16 protein-coding genes are annotated in these 15,759 nt (G+C 65.2%); 9 read left to right on the plus strand and 7 right to left on the minus strand.

Annotation, left to right across the window (positions count from 1 at the left end; genetic code table 11):
- Positions 1 to 16 precede the first annotated feature (16 nt).
- Entirely contained in the window at positions 17 to 919 is a 903-nt protein-coding gene (locus tag RJ03_RS17725; RefSeq protein WP_036503857.1) for a LysR family transcriptional regulator ArgP, read from the minus strand.
- Between the two features lie 69 nt (positions 920 to 988).
- Between RJ03_RS17725 and RJ03_RS17730 the strand changes: the two genes are divergently transcribed.
- Positions 989 to 1,612, plus strand: coding sequence for a LysE/ArgO family amino acid transporter (locus tag RJ03_RS17730; protein ID WP_036503858.1), 624 nt, complete (start codon positions 989 to 991; stop codon positions 1,610 to 1,612).
- Between the two features lie 557 nt (positions 1,613 to 2,169).
- On the plus strand, positions 2,170 to 2,820 hold the full coding sequence (locus RJ03_RS17735) for a hypothetical protein (RefSeq protein ID WP_198163998.1): 651 nt from the start codon (positions 2,170 to 2,172) through the stop codon (positions 2,818 to 2,820).
- A gap of 621 nt (positions 2,821 to 3,441) precedes the next feature.
- Here RJ03_RS17735 and RJ03_RS17745 read toward each other — a convergent pair.
- Positions 3,442 to 3,843: a hypothetical protein gene (locus tag RJ03_RS17745; RefSeq protein WP_036503863.1), complete on the minus strand. Its 402-nt coding sequence runs from the start codon at positions 3,841 to 3,843 to the stop codon at positions 3,442 to 3,444.
- 236 nt (positions 3,844 to 4,079) lie between these two features.
- Here RJ03_RS17745 and RJ03_RS37220 point away from each other — a divergent pair, with 236 nt between their 5' ends.
- The 4 genes from RJ03_RS37220 to RJ03_RS17770 all read left to right on the plus strand — a co-directional run bounded on the left by RJ03_RS37220 (position 4,080) and on the right by RJ03_RS17770 (position 7,449).
- A complete protein-coding gene (locus RJ03_RS37220) occupies positions 4,080 to 5,426 on the plus strand; it encodes a helix-turn-helix domain-containing protein (RefSeq protein WP_157163447.1) in 1,347 nt (448 codons plus the stop codon).
- Positions 5,423 to 6,019: a GNAT family N-acetyltransferase gene (locus RJ03_RS17760; protein WP_036503867.1), complete on the plus strand. Its 597-nt coding sequence runs from the start codon at positions 5,423 to 5,425 to the stop codon at positions 6,017 to 6,019. Before RJ03_RS37220 ends, RJ03_RS17760 begins: the two co-directional genes overlap by 4 nt.
- 107 nt (positions 6,020 to 6,126) lie before the next feature.
- Positions 6,127 to 7,014 (plus strand): HNH endonuclease, encoded by an 888-nt coding sequence (locus RJ03_RS17765; RefSeq protein ID WP_036503868.1) that lies wholly within the window; start codon positions 6,127 to 6,129, stop codon positions 7,012 to 7,014.
- A gap of 231 nt (positions 7,015 to 7,245) precedes the next feature.
- Complete coding sequence (locus tag RJ03_RS17770; protein WP_036503869.1) at positions 7,246 to 7,449, plus strand: hypothetical protein; 204 nt, start codon at positions 7,246 to 7,248, stop codon at positions 7,447 to 7,449.
- A gap of 69 nt (positions 7,450 to 7,518) precedes the next feature.
- Here RJ03_RS17770 and RJ03_RS17775 read toward each other — a convergent pair whose 3' ends face one another.
- From RJ03_RS17775 to RJ03_RS38460, 3 genes are all read right to left on the minus strand, one after another.
- The gene (locus RJ03_RS17775) at positions 7,519 to 8,322 is read right to left on the minus strand and encodes a DUF1460 domain-containing protein (RefSeq protein WP_036503870.1); all 804 of its coding nucleotides are present in this window, start codon (positions 8,320 to 8,322) and stop codon (positions 7,519 to 7,521) included.
- A 107-nt stretch (positions 8,323 to 8,429) separates the two neighbouring features.
- The gene (locus tag RJ03_RS17780) at positions 8,430 to 9,788 is read right to left on the minus strand and encodes a tetratricopeptide repeat protein (protein WP_245552315.1); all 1,359 of its coding nucleotides are present in this window, start codon (positions 9,786 to 9,788) and stop codon (positions 8,430 to 8,432) included.
- The gene (locus tag RJ03_RS38460; RefSeq protein WP_036503871.1) at positions 9,689 to 10,138 is read right to left on the minus strand and encodes a Het-E N-terminal domain-containing protein; all 450 of its coding nucleotides are present in this window, start codon (positions 10,136 to 10,138) and stop codon (positions 9,689 to 9,691) included. Before RJ03_RS38460 ends, RJ03_RS17780 begins: the two co-directional genes overlap by 100 nt.
- Before the next feature lie 231 nt (positions 10,139 to 10,369).
- Here RJ03_RS38460 and RJ03_RS17790 point away from each other — a divergent pair, with 231 nt between their 5' ends.
- Both RJ03_RS17790 and RJ03_RS17795 read left to right on the plus strand, forming a co-directional pair.
- A complete protein-coding gene (locus tag RJ03_RS17790; protein WP_036503872.1) occupies positions 10,370 to 11,140 on the plus strand; it encodes an SDR family NAD(P)-dependent oxidoreductase in 771 nt (256 codons plus the stop codon).
- Between the two features lie 15 nt (positions 11,141 to 11,155).
- Entirely contained in the window at positions 11,156 to 11,992 is an 837-nt protein-coding gene (locus RJ03_RS17795) for an enoyl-CoA hydratase/isomerase family protein (protein ID WP_036503873.1), read from the plus strand.
- A gap of 120 nt (positions 11,993 to 12,112) precedes the next feature.
- On the opposite strand, the gene RJ03_RS17800 is transcribed toward RJ03_RS17795, so the two are convergent.
- Positions 12,113 to 13,153: an acyl-CoA thioesterase gene (locus RJ03_RS17800; protein ID WP_063820402.1), complete on the minus strand. Its 1,041-nt coding sequence runs from the start codon at positions 13,151 to 13,153 to the stop codon at positions 12,113 to 12,115.
- Positions 13,154 to 13,332: 179 nt separating this feature from the next.
- Here RJ03_RS17800 and RJ03_RS17805 point away from each other — a divergent pair, with 179 nt between their 5' ends.
- Complete coding sequence (locus RJ03_RS17805; RefSeq protein ID WP_036503874.1) at positions 13,333 to 14,283, plus strand: hypothetical protein; 951 nt, start codon at positions 13,333 to 13,335, stop codon at positions 14,281 to 14,283.
- 50 nt (positions 14,284 to 14,333) lie between these two features.
- On the opposite strand, the gene RJ03_RS17810 is transcribed toward RJ03_RS17805, so the two are convergent.
- Positions 14,334 to 15,695: a DUF2252 domain-containing protein gene (locus RJ03_RS17810; protein ID WP_036503875.1), complete on the minus strand. Its 1,362-nt coding sequence runs from the start codon at positions 15,693 to 15,695 to the stop codon at positions 14,334 to 14,336.
- Between the last annotated feature and the right edge of the window lie 64 nt (positions 15,696 to 15,759).

The following is a 15,759-nucleotide window of genomic DNA, read 5'->3' on the forward strand; positions in this document are numbered from 1 at the left end:
CACACCCAGGACGGGTCTACATCGACCGGAGATAGTCGGCCGCCGCAACACCGATCGTCTGCGCGACGAGCGCGAGGGCCGGTACGTCCAACTTCCACTGCTGCCAGTAGAGCGGCACATCGACCCACTGCTCCGGCGCGAAATTCCGCAACGCGCCCGTCCGCAGCAGTGGGTCGGCGTGCGGTTCGGGCACCAGCCCCCACCCGAGCCCGGCGACGATGGTGTCGCGGAACCCTTCCGAGGTGGGCACGTAATGGCGGAGCCGGCTCGCACCCGCCCTGCCCGAGGTGACGGTGCGAACGTAGTGATCCTGCAATTCGTCCCGGCGATCGAAAACGATGACCGGAGCGTCGGGAAGCGACTGTTCCAGAGGTCCGGCCGCGAAATGACGCTCGACGAATTCCGGACTCGCGACCGGCAGGTACCGCGCCAGGCCCAGCAGCCGTGCGGTACATCCGGTCACCGGCTCGGCCAGCGACGTCACCGCCGCCATCACCGTGCCCTCCCGGAGCAGGGTGGCGGTGTGGGATTCGTCCTCGCGATGCAGGTCGAAACAGAGCGGCGGATCCTGCGGCACCCGTGACAGCGCGGGCAGAAACCAGGTCGCCAGCGAATCGGCGTTGACCGCGATGGACAGCGTGGTGGACTCGGAGTCTCCGGCGATCCCCAGCTCTCGTTGCGCCGCCTCCTGCAATGCGGCCAGTTGCCGCGCGAAACGCACCACCGCCCGGCCGGATTCGGTGGGCCGGACGGGTTTCGTGCGCATCAGCAGGACGCGGCCGGTGCGTTGTTCGAGCGCCTTGATGCGTTGACTCACCGCCGAGGGCGTCAGATGCATCGCGGCCGCGGCGGCGTCGAATGTGCCTTCGTCCACGACCGCGAGCAGCGTGCGGACCTGATCAACCGGAAGCTCGGACATCACGGTTGCTAATGATAGTTAAGGAACTTTAGCTGTACTGATTCTGTCAACGCCCATACCGTCGGCGGCGTGAACAGCGGTATCTTCTCGGCGGCCCTGGCCGGATTCGGTGCCGGCCTATCCCTGATCGTCGCCCTCGGCGCGCAGAACGCCTTCGTCCTGCGCCAAGGCGCACGTAGGCAAGCCGTCGCGGCGGTGGTCGCCATCTGCATCGCCTCCGACGCCATACTGATCATGTGCGGTGTCGGCTGGCTCGGCGCACTGGTCAGCGCCTATCCCGCCGCCCTGACCGTCCTCGGACTCGCCGGCGGCTGCTTCCTGATCGCCTGCGGCGCCGCCGCCGCCCGCCGCGCACTGCGCCCCGCCACCACCGCCCTCGCGACCACCGGCGACGCCACCGCGTCCATCCGCACCGCGATCCTGGTCTGCCTGGCGATGACCTGGCTCAACCCGCACGTCTACCTCGACACCGTGCTGCTGCTCGGCTCGGTCGCCGCCGGACACGGATCGCTGCGCTGGGCCTTCGGTGTCGGCGCGATGGTCGCGAGCGGAGTGTGGTTCGCCGGGCTGGGATACGGGGCGCGGCTGCTCGCGCCGGTCCTGTCGCTGCCTGCGGCGTGGCGAGTGCTCGACGTCTTCGTGGCGGCGACGATGTTCGTCCTGGGGGTGGTGCTGATGATGCAACTCGCTTGAGGACCGGCCTCGGGTTCGCCGAGCGGCTCGCCACGTGCGCCGCAGTACGCTCGATACTCGCCGGGCACTCAAGCTTGTCCGCCTCGACTTGGCGAATTGCACTGCGCCACAATCTCTTTCGGTCACCCGTTCAGAATCGGTTTCGCAGGCTGACCCCGATCTGTAAGCGGCATGTCAGTTCATGTCGAGATGTCATGCCCCCGAGGCCATGCACTGGCGGATACCCAATGATGGGAAGTTGATCGAGGCCCGGACCTCTAGCTTCGGGACGAGACCGCGCCGGTCCCATCCATCATCGAAATCGAACGTCTCCGCGTTCCTCCAGAGGTTGTTGTATGACTCGCACTACGCCGCCACGTCCGGTCGATCTCGTGGCCGTCTTTCCTGAGCTGGCGCCACTGGCCCGCACCGCGACTCGGTTGCACCCCCGTCCGGGAACACCATCGGCGCATGACAGTTCGATCGGGGGGCCACCGTTGTGGCCGGCGAACGAGCCATGGCCGTACTGCCGCGCTGAGGACCACGATTCGGAACCGGAGTCCGACGGTTCGATTGCGATGGTGCCGGTCGCGCAGTTGTACGTCCGTGACGTGCCCGGTTTGTCTCCGCCCGAGGGGGCGGACCTGCTGCAAGTGTTGTGGTGCCCCTTCGAGCACGACGACGATGGTATGCCCAAGACCGCACTGTTCTGGCGGTCGGCAGCGGCGATCACCGACGTTCTGAGGGATCCTCCGGAACCCGCGGAGTACGAGGAAGACCTGGTGCCCGAACCGTGCATGATCCATCCGGAACAAGTGATCGAATACCCGAACTCAGGGGAGCTCGAGGGGGAGCTTCGGCAACGAGTGGACCAGTGGACCATGGCCCAGATTCCCGGCGTCGAGTTCGGCGGTCTCGAAGGCGACGATCACCCTTACAACTTCTTGTGTATCGCACCCGGATGGAAGATCGGCGGCTTTGTCAGATGGGGCATGCAAGATCCCTATCCGAATCCTTGCCCCACCTGCGGCACCCCGACCGAGCCGCTACTGACGATCGCCAGCCGCGAGTGGCGATCCGACATCCACCACTGGATTCCGTACGAGGACCAAGCCGCCAAGGGCGGGCCGAGCACGCCGACCCAGATCTGCGTCTCCGACGTCAACGACCAGATCATCCGGATCTGCCCGGTGTCACATGAGCACCCACACATCCAGATGATGCAATAACCAATTACACGCTGAACGTTCACTTCCACGGCTGCGGTGTCACCGTGCTCGGCATTACCGAGCACTATGGTTCAGGTCCGGCCGTGTTTCACCACCCCACCACCCCGACGAACTCCTGGCCGCGATACTCACTCGCATCCACCTGCGCGACGAACACGAACGCCGACAACGTGAACGCGAGCAACACCAGCGTTGGTTGCACTCGCGCTCGCGACCACCCGACACCAGCGCGGCCTGACACCCGACCACCGGCCGGGCAGTCCGCCGTGCGCGAATCAGGGCGCTGACGCTCACAGCCGCCGGGATCGGTCCGGCCGCACCCGCCCGGCGGCCACCAGAGTCCTCATCGCCACTGCCTTCGCAGCGCACAGGGCGGGATCACATTCCAAGTGCAGCTGCATATCCTCGTGCGCCTCCCCCACCGTCGGCACCGGCGACCGAGCAGCGTGGGTCAACGAGAACCACAGGATGTCAGGACGCACAACGGCTTTCACAGTGGGACAAGCGCCTTCACCGAACTTCCGATCGCCCCCGACATCCGGCCAAGCACAGGAAACCCCGGCAACCGCCAACGCCGCCACACCGACAACCGTCACCACCGAAGCGATCAACCCCGACATCTCAATCGCCCACCTCGGGCAGCGAATCACGCGAAGCCGAGGCCGACTCCGAAGAAATCGTCGGCCGCGCCCGCGCGTAGGTAACCTCCGGCTCAACCGCCTCCACATCGCATGCCGCGCAGACGATTCGAAGCCGCTCACCGAGATGCTCCACACTCGGAACCACAACCGCCGCAACGTTGTACCCACCGATCCGATCGAGCAGCCGCATGATCGGATCATCGATATCCCCCGCCGTCCGAAACACGATTCGCACCAACGAGTACCCCAACTTCACCGCATGCGCGAGCACCCGCTGCTCATTCGCCGGCCACCCCGGCAAGGTCCGGTCGATATAACCCAGCGCCCGAGGCGGCCCCTTCGGCAGCTCAGCCGAGGAAACATAAGCGGTAGGCAGCGTCATACCAACCTCCCGGTCGACACGATGAGATACATTCAGCTCCTTCGGTTTTCGTTGGTAAGCACCCGCCGCCGAGGATCACCGCCGGTCGTGGATGGCGTCACAGATATCCGGACATCGACCCGGCGGCGGGGCCGATTCGAGCTTCACGGAGAAACGACGCAAATCGAAGGCATGGAACCGCACCGAGGTAATACGCTTCCGCTACTGGCCGTTGAGGGTGTCGATCGGGGGCAAGGATGATCGTCAGCACATGGACCGGCGCGGAGGTACGTGCACTTCGCACGGTCGCACTTCGACTTACGCAGGAGCAGTTCGCTGAACGGCTCGGTTTTCAACCTCCGACCATCCGCAAGTGGGAGAGAGCAACTCATGAGCGCCCGGTGCGCGGCGATTCGGCCGCGGCCTTGGATGTGGAGCTATCCCGACTGACCGACGAACAGCGTGACCGGTTCGCTTCTGTTGCTACCGATAAGGTTGCGCGTCCCGTTGCTCGCGACCCGAGGACTCCGCCCCGAACAACCGATAACCTGGGTGAGCACGATGAGCTGAACACCTACGGAATCGAGGACGAGGTGAAGCGGCGCGAGTTCGGAATGTTCATGGGTGCCGCCGCCCTTACGGCAGCTGCCGACACCCCACGCATTTCCCGCACAGTCGGAGTAAGCGACGCTCGCCAGTTGGCCGAACGCGTAACTGAACTCGCTCGGCGCGAGCAAGCTATCGGCGGTGCCGGACTTGTGATGACCGGGCTCCGAGATCTCGCGATCGCGAAGCAACTGCTGGAAACCGGCGCCTTTTCCGATCGAGCCGCATCCCTGTTCATGAGCGCCGCCGGCGAATTGGCCACGATCACCGGTTGGATGGCATACGACGCCGACATCCACCCGCTCGCCCGACAGTGCTACGCCGACGCCTTCGCACTGGCCAATCAAGCCGGTGACGACGACCTGACAATCCACGTATGCCTGAACGCCGCACATCAATCGCTCGCCCTCAGCCGAACCGGGGAAAGCAACCCGCACCGCGCCCTCGGACATCTAGAGCGCGCAGGCCAACTCACTCATGGCCGACCACCCGGCCGAATTCACGCCTTGATCGCAATTCGAGAAGCACTCGCCCACGCAATCCTGCGCGACAGGATGGCGTTCGACCGCGCAGTCGCGACAGCGTGGCGCGAACTGGACGCCGCCATATCCTACGAACCTCTTTCCGAATGCCCGCGATGGCTGCGATTCGTGAACGCGAGCGAGATTCGCTCACAAGAAGCCCGCGGACTGGGCGACCTCGGCCAGCCCGGGAAGGCACTGGCACTACTGGTCGCCGACGACGACACGAACGAGGCCGGAACCCGCAACCGTGCCAACTACCGCGCGGGCCTGGCCGCAACACTCGGCAAAACAGGTGACATCAACAGCGCTGTGGCTGAAGCTCTTTCCGTCCTGGCCGAATTGGAGAGCGCCGTATCCTCCACACGCACCCTCCGACTGCTGGCCCCCGTCCGTGCGATCGCGGACAACATCCCGGATGACCAATTCGCCCGCCGCTACGACAACCTCCAGCGACAAGCGACAGGTGTCTCATGAGCGACCCACCCTCGATCGACGGGCTAACTTTCCAGCACTACACGGCCGCCGAAGCACGAACAGTCCGATACCAAGTCGAGCAGATCTTCCGAGACTCGTACACCGACGCCATCGAATCCGGCGAAGATTTCGAAGCGCCCGAAGCATTCATGCACCGCTTCGACACTTACACCGACCCGGGCCGAACGGGCTTCGAACTCGTAATGGCGCGTTCAGCCGACGAGCCCGTGGGCCAGGCGTGGGGATGGCCTCTGGGAGGCGAAAGCAGGTGGTGGTCGGGTTTGCAACTGGACGAGGGCGATGCGGAGGCTTTCACCAGAGAAACCGGTAGCCGTACGTTCGCGTTGAGTGAGCTGATGGTGCGTAAGGAGTTCACGGGCAAGGGGATTGCCCGCGCGCTGCATGACGAACTTCTCCACAACCGAACCGAGAGCCGCGCGACTTTGCTCGTACGCCCCGACAACGCCCGAGCCTATGAGACGTACCTGCGATGGGGTTGGAAGAAGGCGGGTTCCCTTCGACCCGACTGGCCTTCGGCACCTCGGTTTGACGTGCTCATCTACGAACGGAACCAAGGGCGAGCCGACATGTGACGGCCACCCCGCTCATAGTCGAGATTCGATGTGCCCAAACAGCTCTGGCGCAGACTCGTGACCGACGACGATCAACACCACCGAACCGAACATGGCACACTTCACACATGACAAGCGACGTCGAAAGGCACCTTCGCCAGATGGTGTTCGATCACCTCAACAAAGCCATCGAGGCTAAGGGGGATCGGGCCTTCACCCGCCAAGAGTTGAACTCCTTCTGGGTTGGCAACCACCATCGGCGACTGATCGACGTTGCAAAGGGCATTTGGAACCCTAAAGACCTCCTAGCGACTCTTGCTATCGTGTCCGACCCCACTGGCCGGTATGCCGACCAGGAGATCAGTGACTCCCTGCTCTCGTACGACTATCAACAAGACGCAGTGGAGGGCGACAACACGAAGCTACGTCGGGCGCTCGATCTCGGCTTGCCGCTCATCCTCTTCCGCAAGATCCGCCCGAGCGTGTACATGCCCGTTTTCCCTGTATACGTCATTGCTGATGACAGGCCGAATAGAAGATTCTTGATCGCGATCGACGAAGAAATTCGCCGGTTCGATGACCCCTTCGATCTGAAGCCGGACGAGCGCCGTTATGTAAACAGAGTAACCAAGCAGCGGCTTCACCAGCCCGAGTTCCGCAGCCGAGTACTGACGGCGTACGAGAACCAATGTGCTGTTTGCAGTCTCAAGAAGATCAAGCTACTCGATGCTGCTCACATCACTGCTGATGGCGACCCCAACGGGACGGCCACCGTCGATAATGGACTTACTCTGTGCAAGATCCACCATGCAGCGTACGACGTCAACTACCTCGGCATATCGCCTGATTACCTCGTGCACATCAACAGTGACTTGATGGATGAAACCGATGGCCCCATGTTGAAGCACGGGCTGCAGGAGATGCACCAACGGCCGTTAACAGTTCCGACGCACAGAGACGAAAGACCATCGAAAGAACGTCTCGCCGAGCGCTTTGCAGCCTTCCGGGCTGCATAGCATCGCGGAAGACCTGTGCTGATGCGCCTACCTCGTGGAGTCACCGGTTTCTGGCAGGTCGGAGAACCACCGCTGGGTCGAGTGGATGAGCGAGAGTTCCGCGCCGCTTGCCACGCAGTGGCACGAACCACCGGAGCGGCCGTCTCCCCTTCGCCGCCGAATAGCCTGTCCGGCAACTTTTTTCATTGCACCATCGCACACTCGGATAGAGGACGAACCGTAGTGTGCAATATGTATGCAGCGCTGGTTGCGATCGCCGAACCGATGGGTACGGACGAACTGGTGCCCACCTTTGCCGACGATCAGCTCATTGCCAAGGCGCTCAACTCCCTTTGCCAGTTCGGAGTGCTGTCACAACATGATCTGAGTCGGCCGCTGGCAGACTTCGATCTTTCGGAGTTGGCGACGGCTGAACTCGAGCAGGTCCGGTATTGAACCCACATACCCTCGGGAAGTCACCTTCAATCGGTGGGATTGACTACCCACCAGCTCCGCGGCGCGGGGCTACGCCGACCGGGGGCGCAGCACCACGATGCCCGGAACAGATTGCAGGTATTCGCCCAGCGGGGTGTCCACCACCTTGTTGTTGGCCGCAAGGGAGGACGCGTTTCGGAAAACGGGGCCGCTCGGTGTGCTGATGAGGATTCCGACGTGGGTGACGTCCAGGCCGGGCTGGTCGGCGTAAGCGCCGATGTAGTCGCCGGTTCGTAGGCCGTTGACGACACCTTGGTCTATCGCGGAAGTGGGGAGGTAGGTGATGTCGCGGTCGACCACTGGGATGCCGGGGAGGTAGACGCTGCCGTCGTCCTTTGCGTTGAGGTGTTTGGGGACGGTGATTGCGGCGGGTGACAAACTGGCGGTGATGTCTGTGGCGGCGGTGTCGGCGACTTGTGCCCAGTCGGTGAAGAAGTGTTTGCGGTGGGTGTAGTCGACTTGGGCGGCGGCGTAGCGGGTGTCGATCAGGTTGGCTTCGAAGCGGTTTCGGTCGGTGGTTCGGCTCAGGGCTTCTACGTAGTCGAGGAAGGTGAAGCAGTCCACCTGACGGAAGTCGGCGACGAGTTGTTCGGGTTGGGTTGCCGAGCCGATGAGGGTGTTCGCGGCGTAGGGGGTGCCCAGGAATTGCTGGGACAGCAGGTCGAGTAGTTCGCCTTTGCTCGCTCCGGCGGCGCCCGCGCGCAGTGCGACCAGTTCATCGATGCGGTGGGAGGTGGTGTCGTCGATGGCGGCGTCGGCGCTTGCGCGTGTGGGCAGCAGGAGCGCCGCGGCGACGAGGACGAGCAGGATCGGCAGTGTGCGGGTGGAGCGCAAGACACCTCCCGGGTGACGAGTGGAATGGCCGGTATCCACCGTAGACCAGCCGGCGGCCGCTCCGGACTGCTGTTCTGATCAGGGGAGGCCGATCGGAACGCGGCTCGTCAACGGACGAGCGTAGGGCCGAGGTCGCCCGCGGCGGCTGCTCTGCGCCTCCAGGTTTCGGCCGCGTCGACACGACCGGCCAACGCGAGTAGGTAGGCCAGGCCGGACATCGCGCCGGGGTGGCCGGCGTCGGCGGCTCTGCGCCACCATGTTTCGGCCTCGTCGGTTTGTCCTCGATGCTCGAGGATGCCGCCGAGGAGAAACATCGCTCCGGGATGACCTGAGTCGGCGGCGCGGCGGTACCACGTTTCGGCTTCCGCCATACGGCCGGTCTTCTCCATCGCTACCGCCAAGCTGCACATAGCGACGGGGCGTCCCGCCTCGGCGGCTTTGCGGTACCACCACTCAGCCTCCTCGGGCCGGCCCGACTCCATCAGCAGGGCACCCAGGTTGGTCATCGCAACGGCTTCGCCCGCCTCAGCGGCTTTGCGGTACCACGACTCTGCCTCCCCCACTTCGCCGAAGGTTTCGAGTAACGAGCCCAGGTTGAACATCGCGGTCATGTCCCCGGCATCAGCGGCCTTTCGATACCAGGTCTCGGCCTCTCGTTGCCTACCCGCCTGCTGCAATGTGCAGGCCAGGTTGAACATCGCCTTGGGATGTCCGGCTTCGCCGGCCCGCTGATACCAGGTTTCGGCGTCCTCCGACCTGCCCGCCTCCTCCAACGTGATCGCCAGGTTGAACATCGCCTTGGGGTGCCCGGCGTCGGCGGCCATGCGCCACCAGGCTTCTGCCTCGTGCGTCCGGCCCGAGTCATCCGCGAGCACGCCCAGGTTGAACATGGCAGTGGCATGGCCGGCGTCGGCAGCGCGCCGGATCCACAGCTCGGCGGGCTCGACCTTGCCGGCGTCCTCCAGGAGCAACCCCAGGTTGAACATCGCGTTGGGCTCGCCGGTGTCGGCGGCTCGGCGGTACCAGGCCTCGCCTTCCTCGACCTGTCCCCGCGCCTCCAAGCGAACTCCCAGAGCATTCATCGCACCGGTGTGCCCGGCGTCGGCTGCCTTGCGGAACCACTCGTCGGCACATTCCGAGCGTTCCGTCGTCTCGAGAAGTACGGCAAGGTTGTTCATTGCCCTCGCGTGGCCAAGGTCGGCGGCGCGGCGAAACCACCTCTCGGCATCCGCCACCTGTCCAGCATCACGCGACCTCGCCCCCAGGTTCGACATGGCATTGGCGTTCCCGAGGTCGGCGGCCCGGCGAAACCACTCCTCGGCTTCGGACGACCGACCCGCATCTTCCAGAAGCAGCCCGAGGTTGTTCATCGCGCCAGTGTGTTCGTTGTCGGCGGCGCGGCGGTACAGGGCTTCAGCCTCCTGAATACGCCCTGCGTCTTCAGCCGCGACGGCACCGCCGAACAGAGCAGCGGCGGAGGCGGATCGGGTCGGGTCGGCTCCTCCTCCGCGAGCGCTGTGGTCGGAAGTTTCGTGGGCGCCGCCTCCGGCCGATGCACCGCGCACAGAGCGCTCACGGCCGCTGACGCCAACGCACGATCGCCGGCCGCACCGGCGTCGTCGAGATCTTCGGCCAGCGACGCCTTCTTGGCTTCGGAATCCGGCTTCCGCTCCAGCACCGAAACATCGACGTCCGGGTATCTCTCGGCGATCAGCCGCTTCAGATCACCGTACGCGTCCGTGGCCTGTTGTGCCACAACATCTTTCGAGCTGCTCGATGCTATCGCCGAGAGCACGAGCGAAATCACGAAATCCATGTCGAATCCTCCCGCCTCAACCCCATGAGCAGTATTGCCGAACCCACCGACAACTCCGTCTCGGCTAGTGGTGAAGCCGTGCGACCCTCGCAGGGCCGCACACGGTCAGCACATGGTCGTGCGGCGAGCCTTCGTCGTTCGGACCACGCGGCGCGGCTCGCCTGATAGAACTGACTGCGACCGTCGTCAGTTCTGCTCGGCAGAGCGACACCCAGCAGAGAGGCCGGCTCAGTGGACCGCAGCTCATTCCAGAAACTCTTCGACCTCAGCGGGCGCACCGCGATCGTCACCGGCGGTACCCGGGGTATCGGGCTGGCGCTGGCCGAGGGGATGGCCTGCGCCGGCGCGAATGTGGTTGTGGCAAGCCGGAAGCCGGAGGCCTGCGAGAAGGCCACCGAGCGGCTACGGGACCTCGGGGCCGAGGCGATCGGGGTGCCCACTCATCTCGGTGAGATCGACCAGTTGCAGGGGTTGGTCGCGACGACGGTGGAGACGTTCGGCGGGGTCGACATCGTGATCAACAACGCCGCCAATGCGCTGGCGCAGCCGTTGGAGGTGATGCAGAAGGCGGCGGTGGACAAGTCGTTCGCGGTGAATGTGCAGGGGCCGTTGTTTCTGGTGCAGGCGGCGTTGCCGTATCTGCGGGCGAGCAAGCATGCGGCGGTGTTGAACTTCGCGTCGATCGGGGCGTTCGGGTTCTCGGGCGGGCTGGCGATGTATTCGGCGGGGAAGGCGGCGTTGTTGTCGTTCACTCGCTCGATGGCGGCCGAATTCGCCGGCGACGGGATTCGGGTGAATGCCATCGCTCCGGGTGCGGTGGATACCGATATGGTGCGCAACAATCCGCGGGAAGTGGTGGACGCGATGGCTGCGGCACCGTTGCTGCGGCGGCTCGGTCAGCCGGACGAGCTGGTCGGGCCCGCGCTGCTGTTGTGTTCGGACGCAGGCAGTTTCATCACCGGGCAGACGTTCGTCATCGACGGTGGCACCGTTCCGCGCTGATCGAAGGAGGCAGGCATGTCCGCGCTGGGTATCGAATATCGGCCCTCGGGTGTGGTGGTGTTGACCATCGACCGGCCGCACCGGCGCAATGCGCTGGACAATCAGACCGTCGCCGAATTGCACCGGGTGCTCGACGAGGTGAACGGGAAGCCGGAGGCGCGGGCGCTGGTCATCACCGGTGCGGGAGCGGGGTTCTCCTCCGGTGCCGATCTGAAGTCGAAGCCCGAGGATTTCACGGCCACCGATGCGAGTCCGACCGCGGCGCTGCTGGGCGCGGTGCAGTCGCCGGTCGCGCAGATCTATGCGAGCCAGGAGTTGATGGCCTCGGCGTTCGAGAAGATCCATCGGCTGCGGCAGCCGGTGATCGCGGCGGTGAACGGGGCCGCGGTCGGTGGTGGGTTCGCGCTCGCGCTGGCCTGCGATATCCGGTATGCGAGTCCTAGCGCCCGCTTCGGGGCGGTCTTCATCCGGCACGGGATCTCGGCCTGCGATATGGGTACCAGCTATCACCTGCCGCGGTTGGTGGGCGCGTCCCGATCGGCCGAATTGCTGCTCACCGGAAGGGTTTTCGAGGCCGACGAGGCCGCGCGGATCGGGCTCGTCCTCGAGGTGATCGGCGAGGACGAGCTGCTGGACCGGGCGATCGCCAAGGCGGAGGAGATCGCCGCCCATTCCCCGCTCGCGGTGTGGATGACCAAGGAGACGATGTGGCAGACGGTGGATGCGCCGAGTCTGCGCCATGCACTCGACATCGAGAACCGCACTCAGGTGATGTGCAGCGCCACCGGGGAACTCGCGGAATCGTTCGGAGCCTTCCGCGACGGGGACGAGTTCCGCTGGCGCCCATTGTGAACCGGCGGCCCCGCACTAATCGTGCAAACCTGAACTATTGCGAGTTTTCCGCCATTTTCGCTGAGGCTTGCACGAAAAGTTCACCGATGTGCGACGGCAACACGCATCGGCGTTCCCGGCTCAGGACTGGTTCGCCGTGATTCGGAAGTGGTTCGGCTCGGCGTCTTCCGGAACAGCATCCGCGGGCGTGAAATCCTCTACCAGCGAGCGTAATCCGATCAGGTGACGGGCGTGGGCGTCCAGAGCGATGTCCTCGTCGGAGGCCGGGATCCACTGGCGGATCGAGCGCGCTTTGGCGTCCGGGTCCAAGGCGACGACCACGGCCAGGCCGTGGGCCGCCAGTTCCGGTTCGCCGGAATGCGGGTCTGTGGAGGTGACGTGCACGCTGATGTGCATGCTGCGGGGTCCGGTGTGGATCAGCCGGGCCGTCGCCTCCACGGCGTGGCCGATGACGATCGGCCGGTAGAAGCGGATGCCGCCGAAGTACGAGGTCAGGACGTGCTGGCCGGCCCACTTCGCGCCGCAGACGTAGGCCGCTTCGTCGATCCACTGCATGGTGCGGCCGCCGTGGACCTTGCCGCCCCAGTTGATGTCGGAGGGAGCGGCGAGGAAGCGCAAAGTCGCACTGGGCGCTGTCCCCTCCGCGGTGTAGCGCTGGGCGGCCATCGCGGCTTCGATTTCCTTGCGGACGGCGATTCTGACCTTCGCCTGGCGGTGCCGCCGCAATTCCAGGGCGGTGCTCGGATTCCATTGCGGCACTTCGACGGTGCGGCGGTCGCCGTCGACGGCGACGAAGATGGTCAGGCATTGGGCGCTCTGGACCGGCTTCACGCGGGTCGGGTCGGTCGAGTAGACGGTGACCAGGATGTGCATGCTGGTGCGGCCGGTGTGGACCAGGTTGGCGTGCAGTTCGACCAGTTCGCCGACCTCGATGGGGCGGTCGAGGTGGATATTGCCGACGTAGGCGGTGACGCAGTAGTGGCCGCTCCACTGCGCGGCGCCGGCGTAGGCGACCTTGTCGATCCATTCCAGTAGCTTGCCGCCGTCCACGGTGCCGACGATGCCGGCGTCGGCCGGTTTGACCAGGAAGCGGTGGATCACCTCCGCCCGCGGCCCCGCGACGGCCGGGGCGGGCAGATCGGCGGTCAGTGTATTCGGCACAGCGAAAGGTCCCTTTCCGAGAGCGTTGTTTCTTCGCCGACACCGTTGTCCCGAGCACCCTAGGCCGCCGCGGCGGTTACGAGCGAGTAGGCGGTATCCCTCGGAGCGCGCGGGCCGAAGAGTGTCGGTGCGGGTCGCTACAGTCGGCGCGTACCAGCACGACTACACGGGGCGGAAATATGGGATACGACATCAGCTTTCATCCGATCGACATGCGCGTGGTGGAGGAACGGATCACCCCGTACCTCGCCGGGCAGGATGTGGAGATCGATGATCTGGTGGCCGATGCGGTACGGCAGGCGAAGGTGCGGTTCCGGGCGAATGCCTGGGGGCTGGGCACCAGCAAGGTCGCAGGCGACCGCGATTTCGATACGTTTCTCTACATCTGGGGGCGGCCGTTCTTCGTCACGGCACAGGATCCGGCAACGGTTGCCGAAACCGTTGTGCGCTACTGTAATTCGTCCGTCGACGAGGTCGACGATCTGGCCCGCGAACAGATCGCGCTCCTCGACCCCGGCCTGGTGAAACACGTCGAACCCGATATGAACGGCACGCTGCCCGCCGACGCGCACCTCGCGGAGGGCTTCCGCTGGAAACTCGATCTGCTCCGCGCCGCCGCACTGGCCGTCCGCGAGGGCCGCTCGACCATCCCCAACGCCGACGGCGACGAGATCCCCGCCGCCGACGCACTGACCGGCAATGTGCACTTCGCGCTGGTCGAATTCCTCGCCGCCCTGCTTCCCGGCTGGATCGAGCGGGGCAAGGTGTGGCCCACCGAACTGGCGGGACGAGCCGCCGTCGACGCCTATCCCCCGATCGACGACAATGCGCCGTTGCTCGGCTGTCTACCCACCGAATTGCCCACGCTGCGTTGGGAATCCGAGTCGATGATCGGCGGGAACTACACCATCGGCGGATACACCGCTCCGGACGATGTCCGCGCCCTGCGCCGGTGGCTCGCGCGCAATATCGAACCGCTCACGGCGGTCGGCGACCAGTGGGACGACCGGCCCTACGTGCAGGGCGCACTCCGAAAAATCGATGAAGCCCTCGCCCTGGCCGAACTCACCGGCTCCGGTTTCGTCGAAGCCGCCGAGATCTACATCCCCATGCAAGGCACCATGAACTAGGGGCAGCCCGGGTTGGTGGGGCTACTCACCAACCCGGGCGCGGTGGACGATCAGTACGCATCGGTCGCTGCCTGCACTCGTCCGGAGTCGATGGCGCGCAACAGTTCTCGATGATCAGCGGCGGTTTGATCGGCGTAGGTCAGGGCGAACTGCGTCATGGCCTTCTCGAAGGCCTCTCCCCCGCCGAGGTAGTCGGCGATGGCGATGCGGTCGCCGGAACGGGCGTGTGCCCGCGCGAGGGTGTGGCCGCAGATTCCGGCGTAGTCGCGCAGGGCGGTCTTCGACATCTGCGTGATGTCGGCGCCGCCCTTCATATCGCGCAACTGCCGGAAGTAGTAGTTGCGGTCGTTCGGGCCGGAGACCCAGCCGAGGAAGATGTCGCTGGAGGTCTGCAGCAGACGCTGGCCGTGCACGACGCGGTGGCCTTGGTGCTGGAAGCGGCTCGGTGCGAGATATGGTTCGAGGACCGACTTTTCGGCCTCCTTCATCTGCAGGAACAGCGGGCCGCCGGTGTCACGGTCGACGGTCAGGATCACATAGCAGCGGGTGCCGACGCTGCCCACGCCGACCACCTTGTGCGCGTAGTCGACGATGCGGTAGCGATCGGCCAGCACCCGCCGCTCCTCCGGCAATGACCGCCGGTAGGCGGTGAACACCTCTTCGACGGTCCGAGCGTCGACGTAGTCGACCGGTGTCAGCAGCGGCGGCCGATGGCGGATGCGCAGCGCTCCCTGCTCGTCGGTGTAGGTGAGTTTGCTCAGCGCGCCGAGGCTGGTGCGTTTGCGGGCCGCATCGAAGGCCCGGTCCACACCCTCGCGAAACTTGGGTCGGCTCACCATATTCGCCACCGTGGCCTCGTCGACCCGCTCGTACCAGACGTCGAGGGAGTCCATGCCGGCCAGGCGCCGCATACATTCCCGGTAGGCCGTGGCCGCGGTCCGAGCCGCGGCGGTGGCCTCCTCGTCGGTGAAGCCCTTCTCCCTGGCCGCCACGACCACACTCGCCACCAGCCTTTTGACGTCCCATTCGAAGGGGCCGGACAGGGTTTCGTCGAAATCGTTGAGATCGAAGACCAGTGACCGTTCCGCTGAGGCGAAGATGCCGAAATTCGACAGGTGCGCGTCACCGCACAACTGCACGGTCAACCCGGTGTGCGGGATCGTGGCGAGGTCGGCCGCCATGATCGCGGGAGCGCCGCGCAGGAACGGGAACTGCCCTGCGGCCATTCGGGCATAGCGAATCGGGACCAGGTCGGGAAGCCGGGTCTCGGCCTGCCGCTCCAGGATCGCGATGGGATCGCGATCGGGGGCGGGACGGAATCCGCCGAGCGACGAGCGGGGAACGGTGGCGCGCACCGCACGCCCCGTGGAGAGGGGTTCGCTGGGAACGGGGTCGGCCACTGTTTTCGTCATGCACCAAGTTTTGCCCCGGCACACGGTTGCGGCAACCATCTGGCGAACACCGTGATCCGCTTGC

It is taken from the genome of Nocardia aobensis NBRC 100429, assembly GCF_000308375.1.
Classification (GTDB): Bacteria; Actinomycetota; Actinomycetes; order Mycobacteriales; family Mycobacteriaceae; genus Nocardia; species Nocardia aobensis.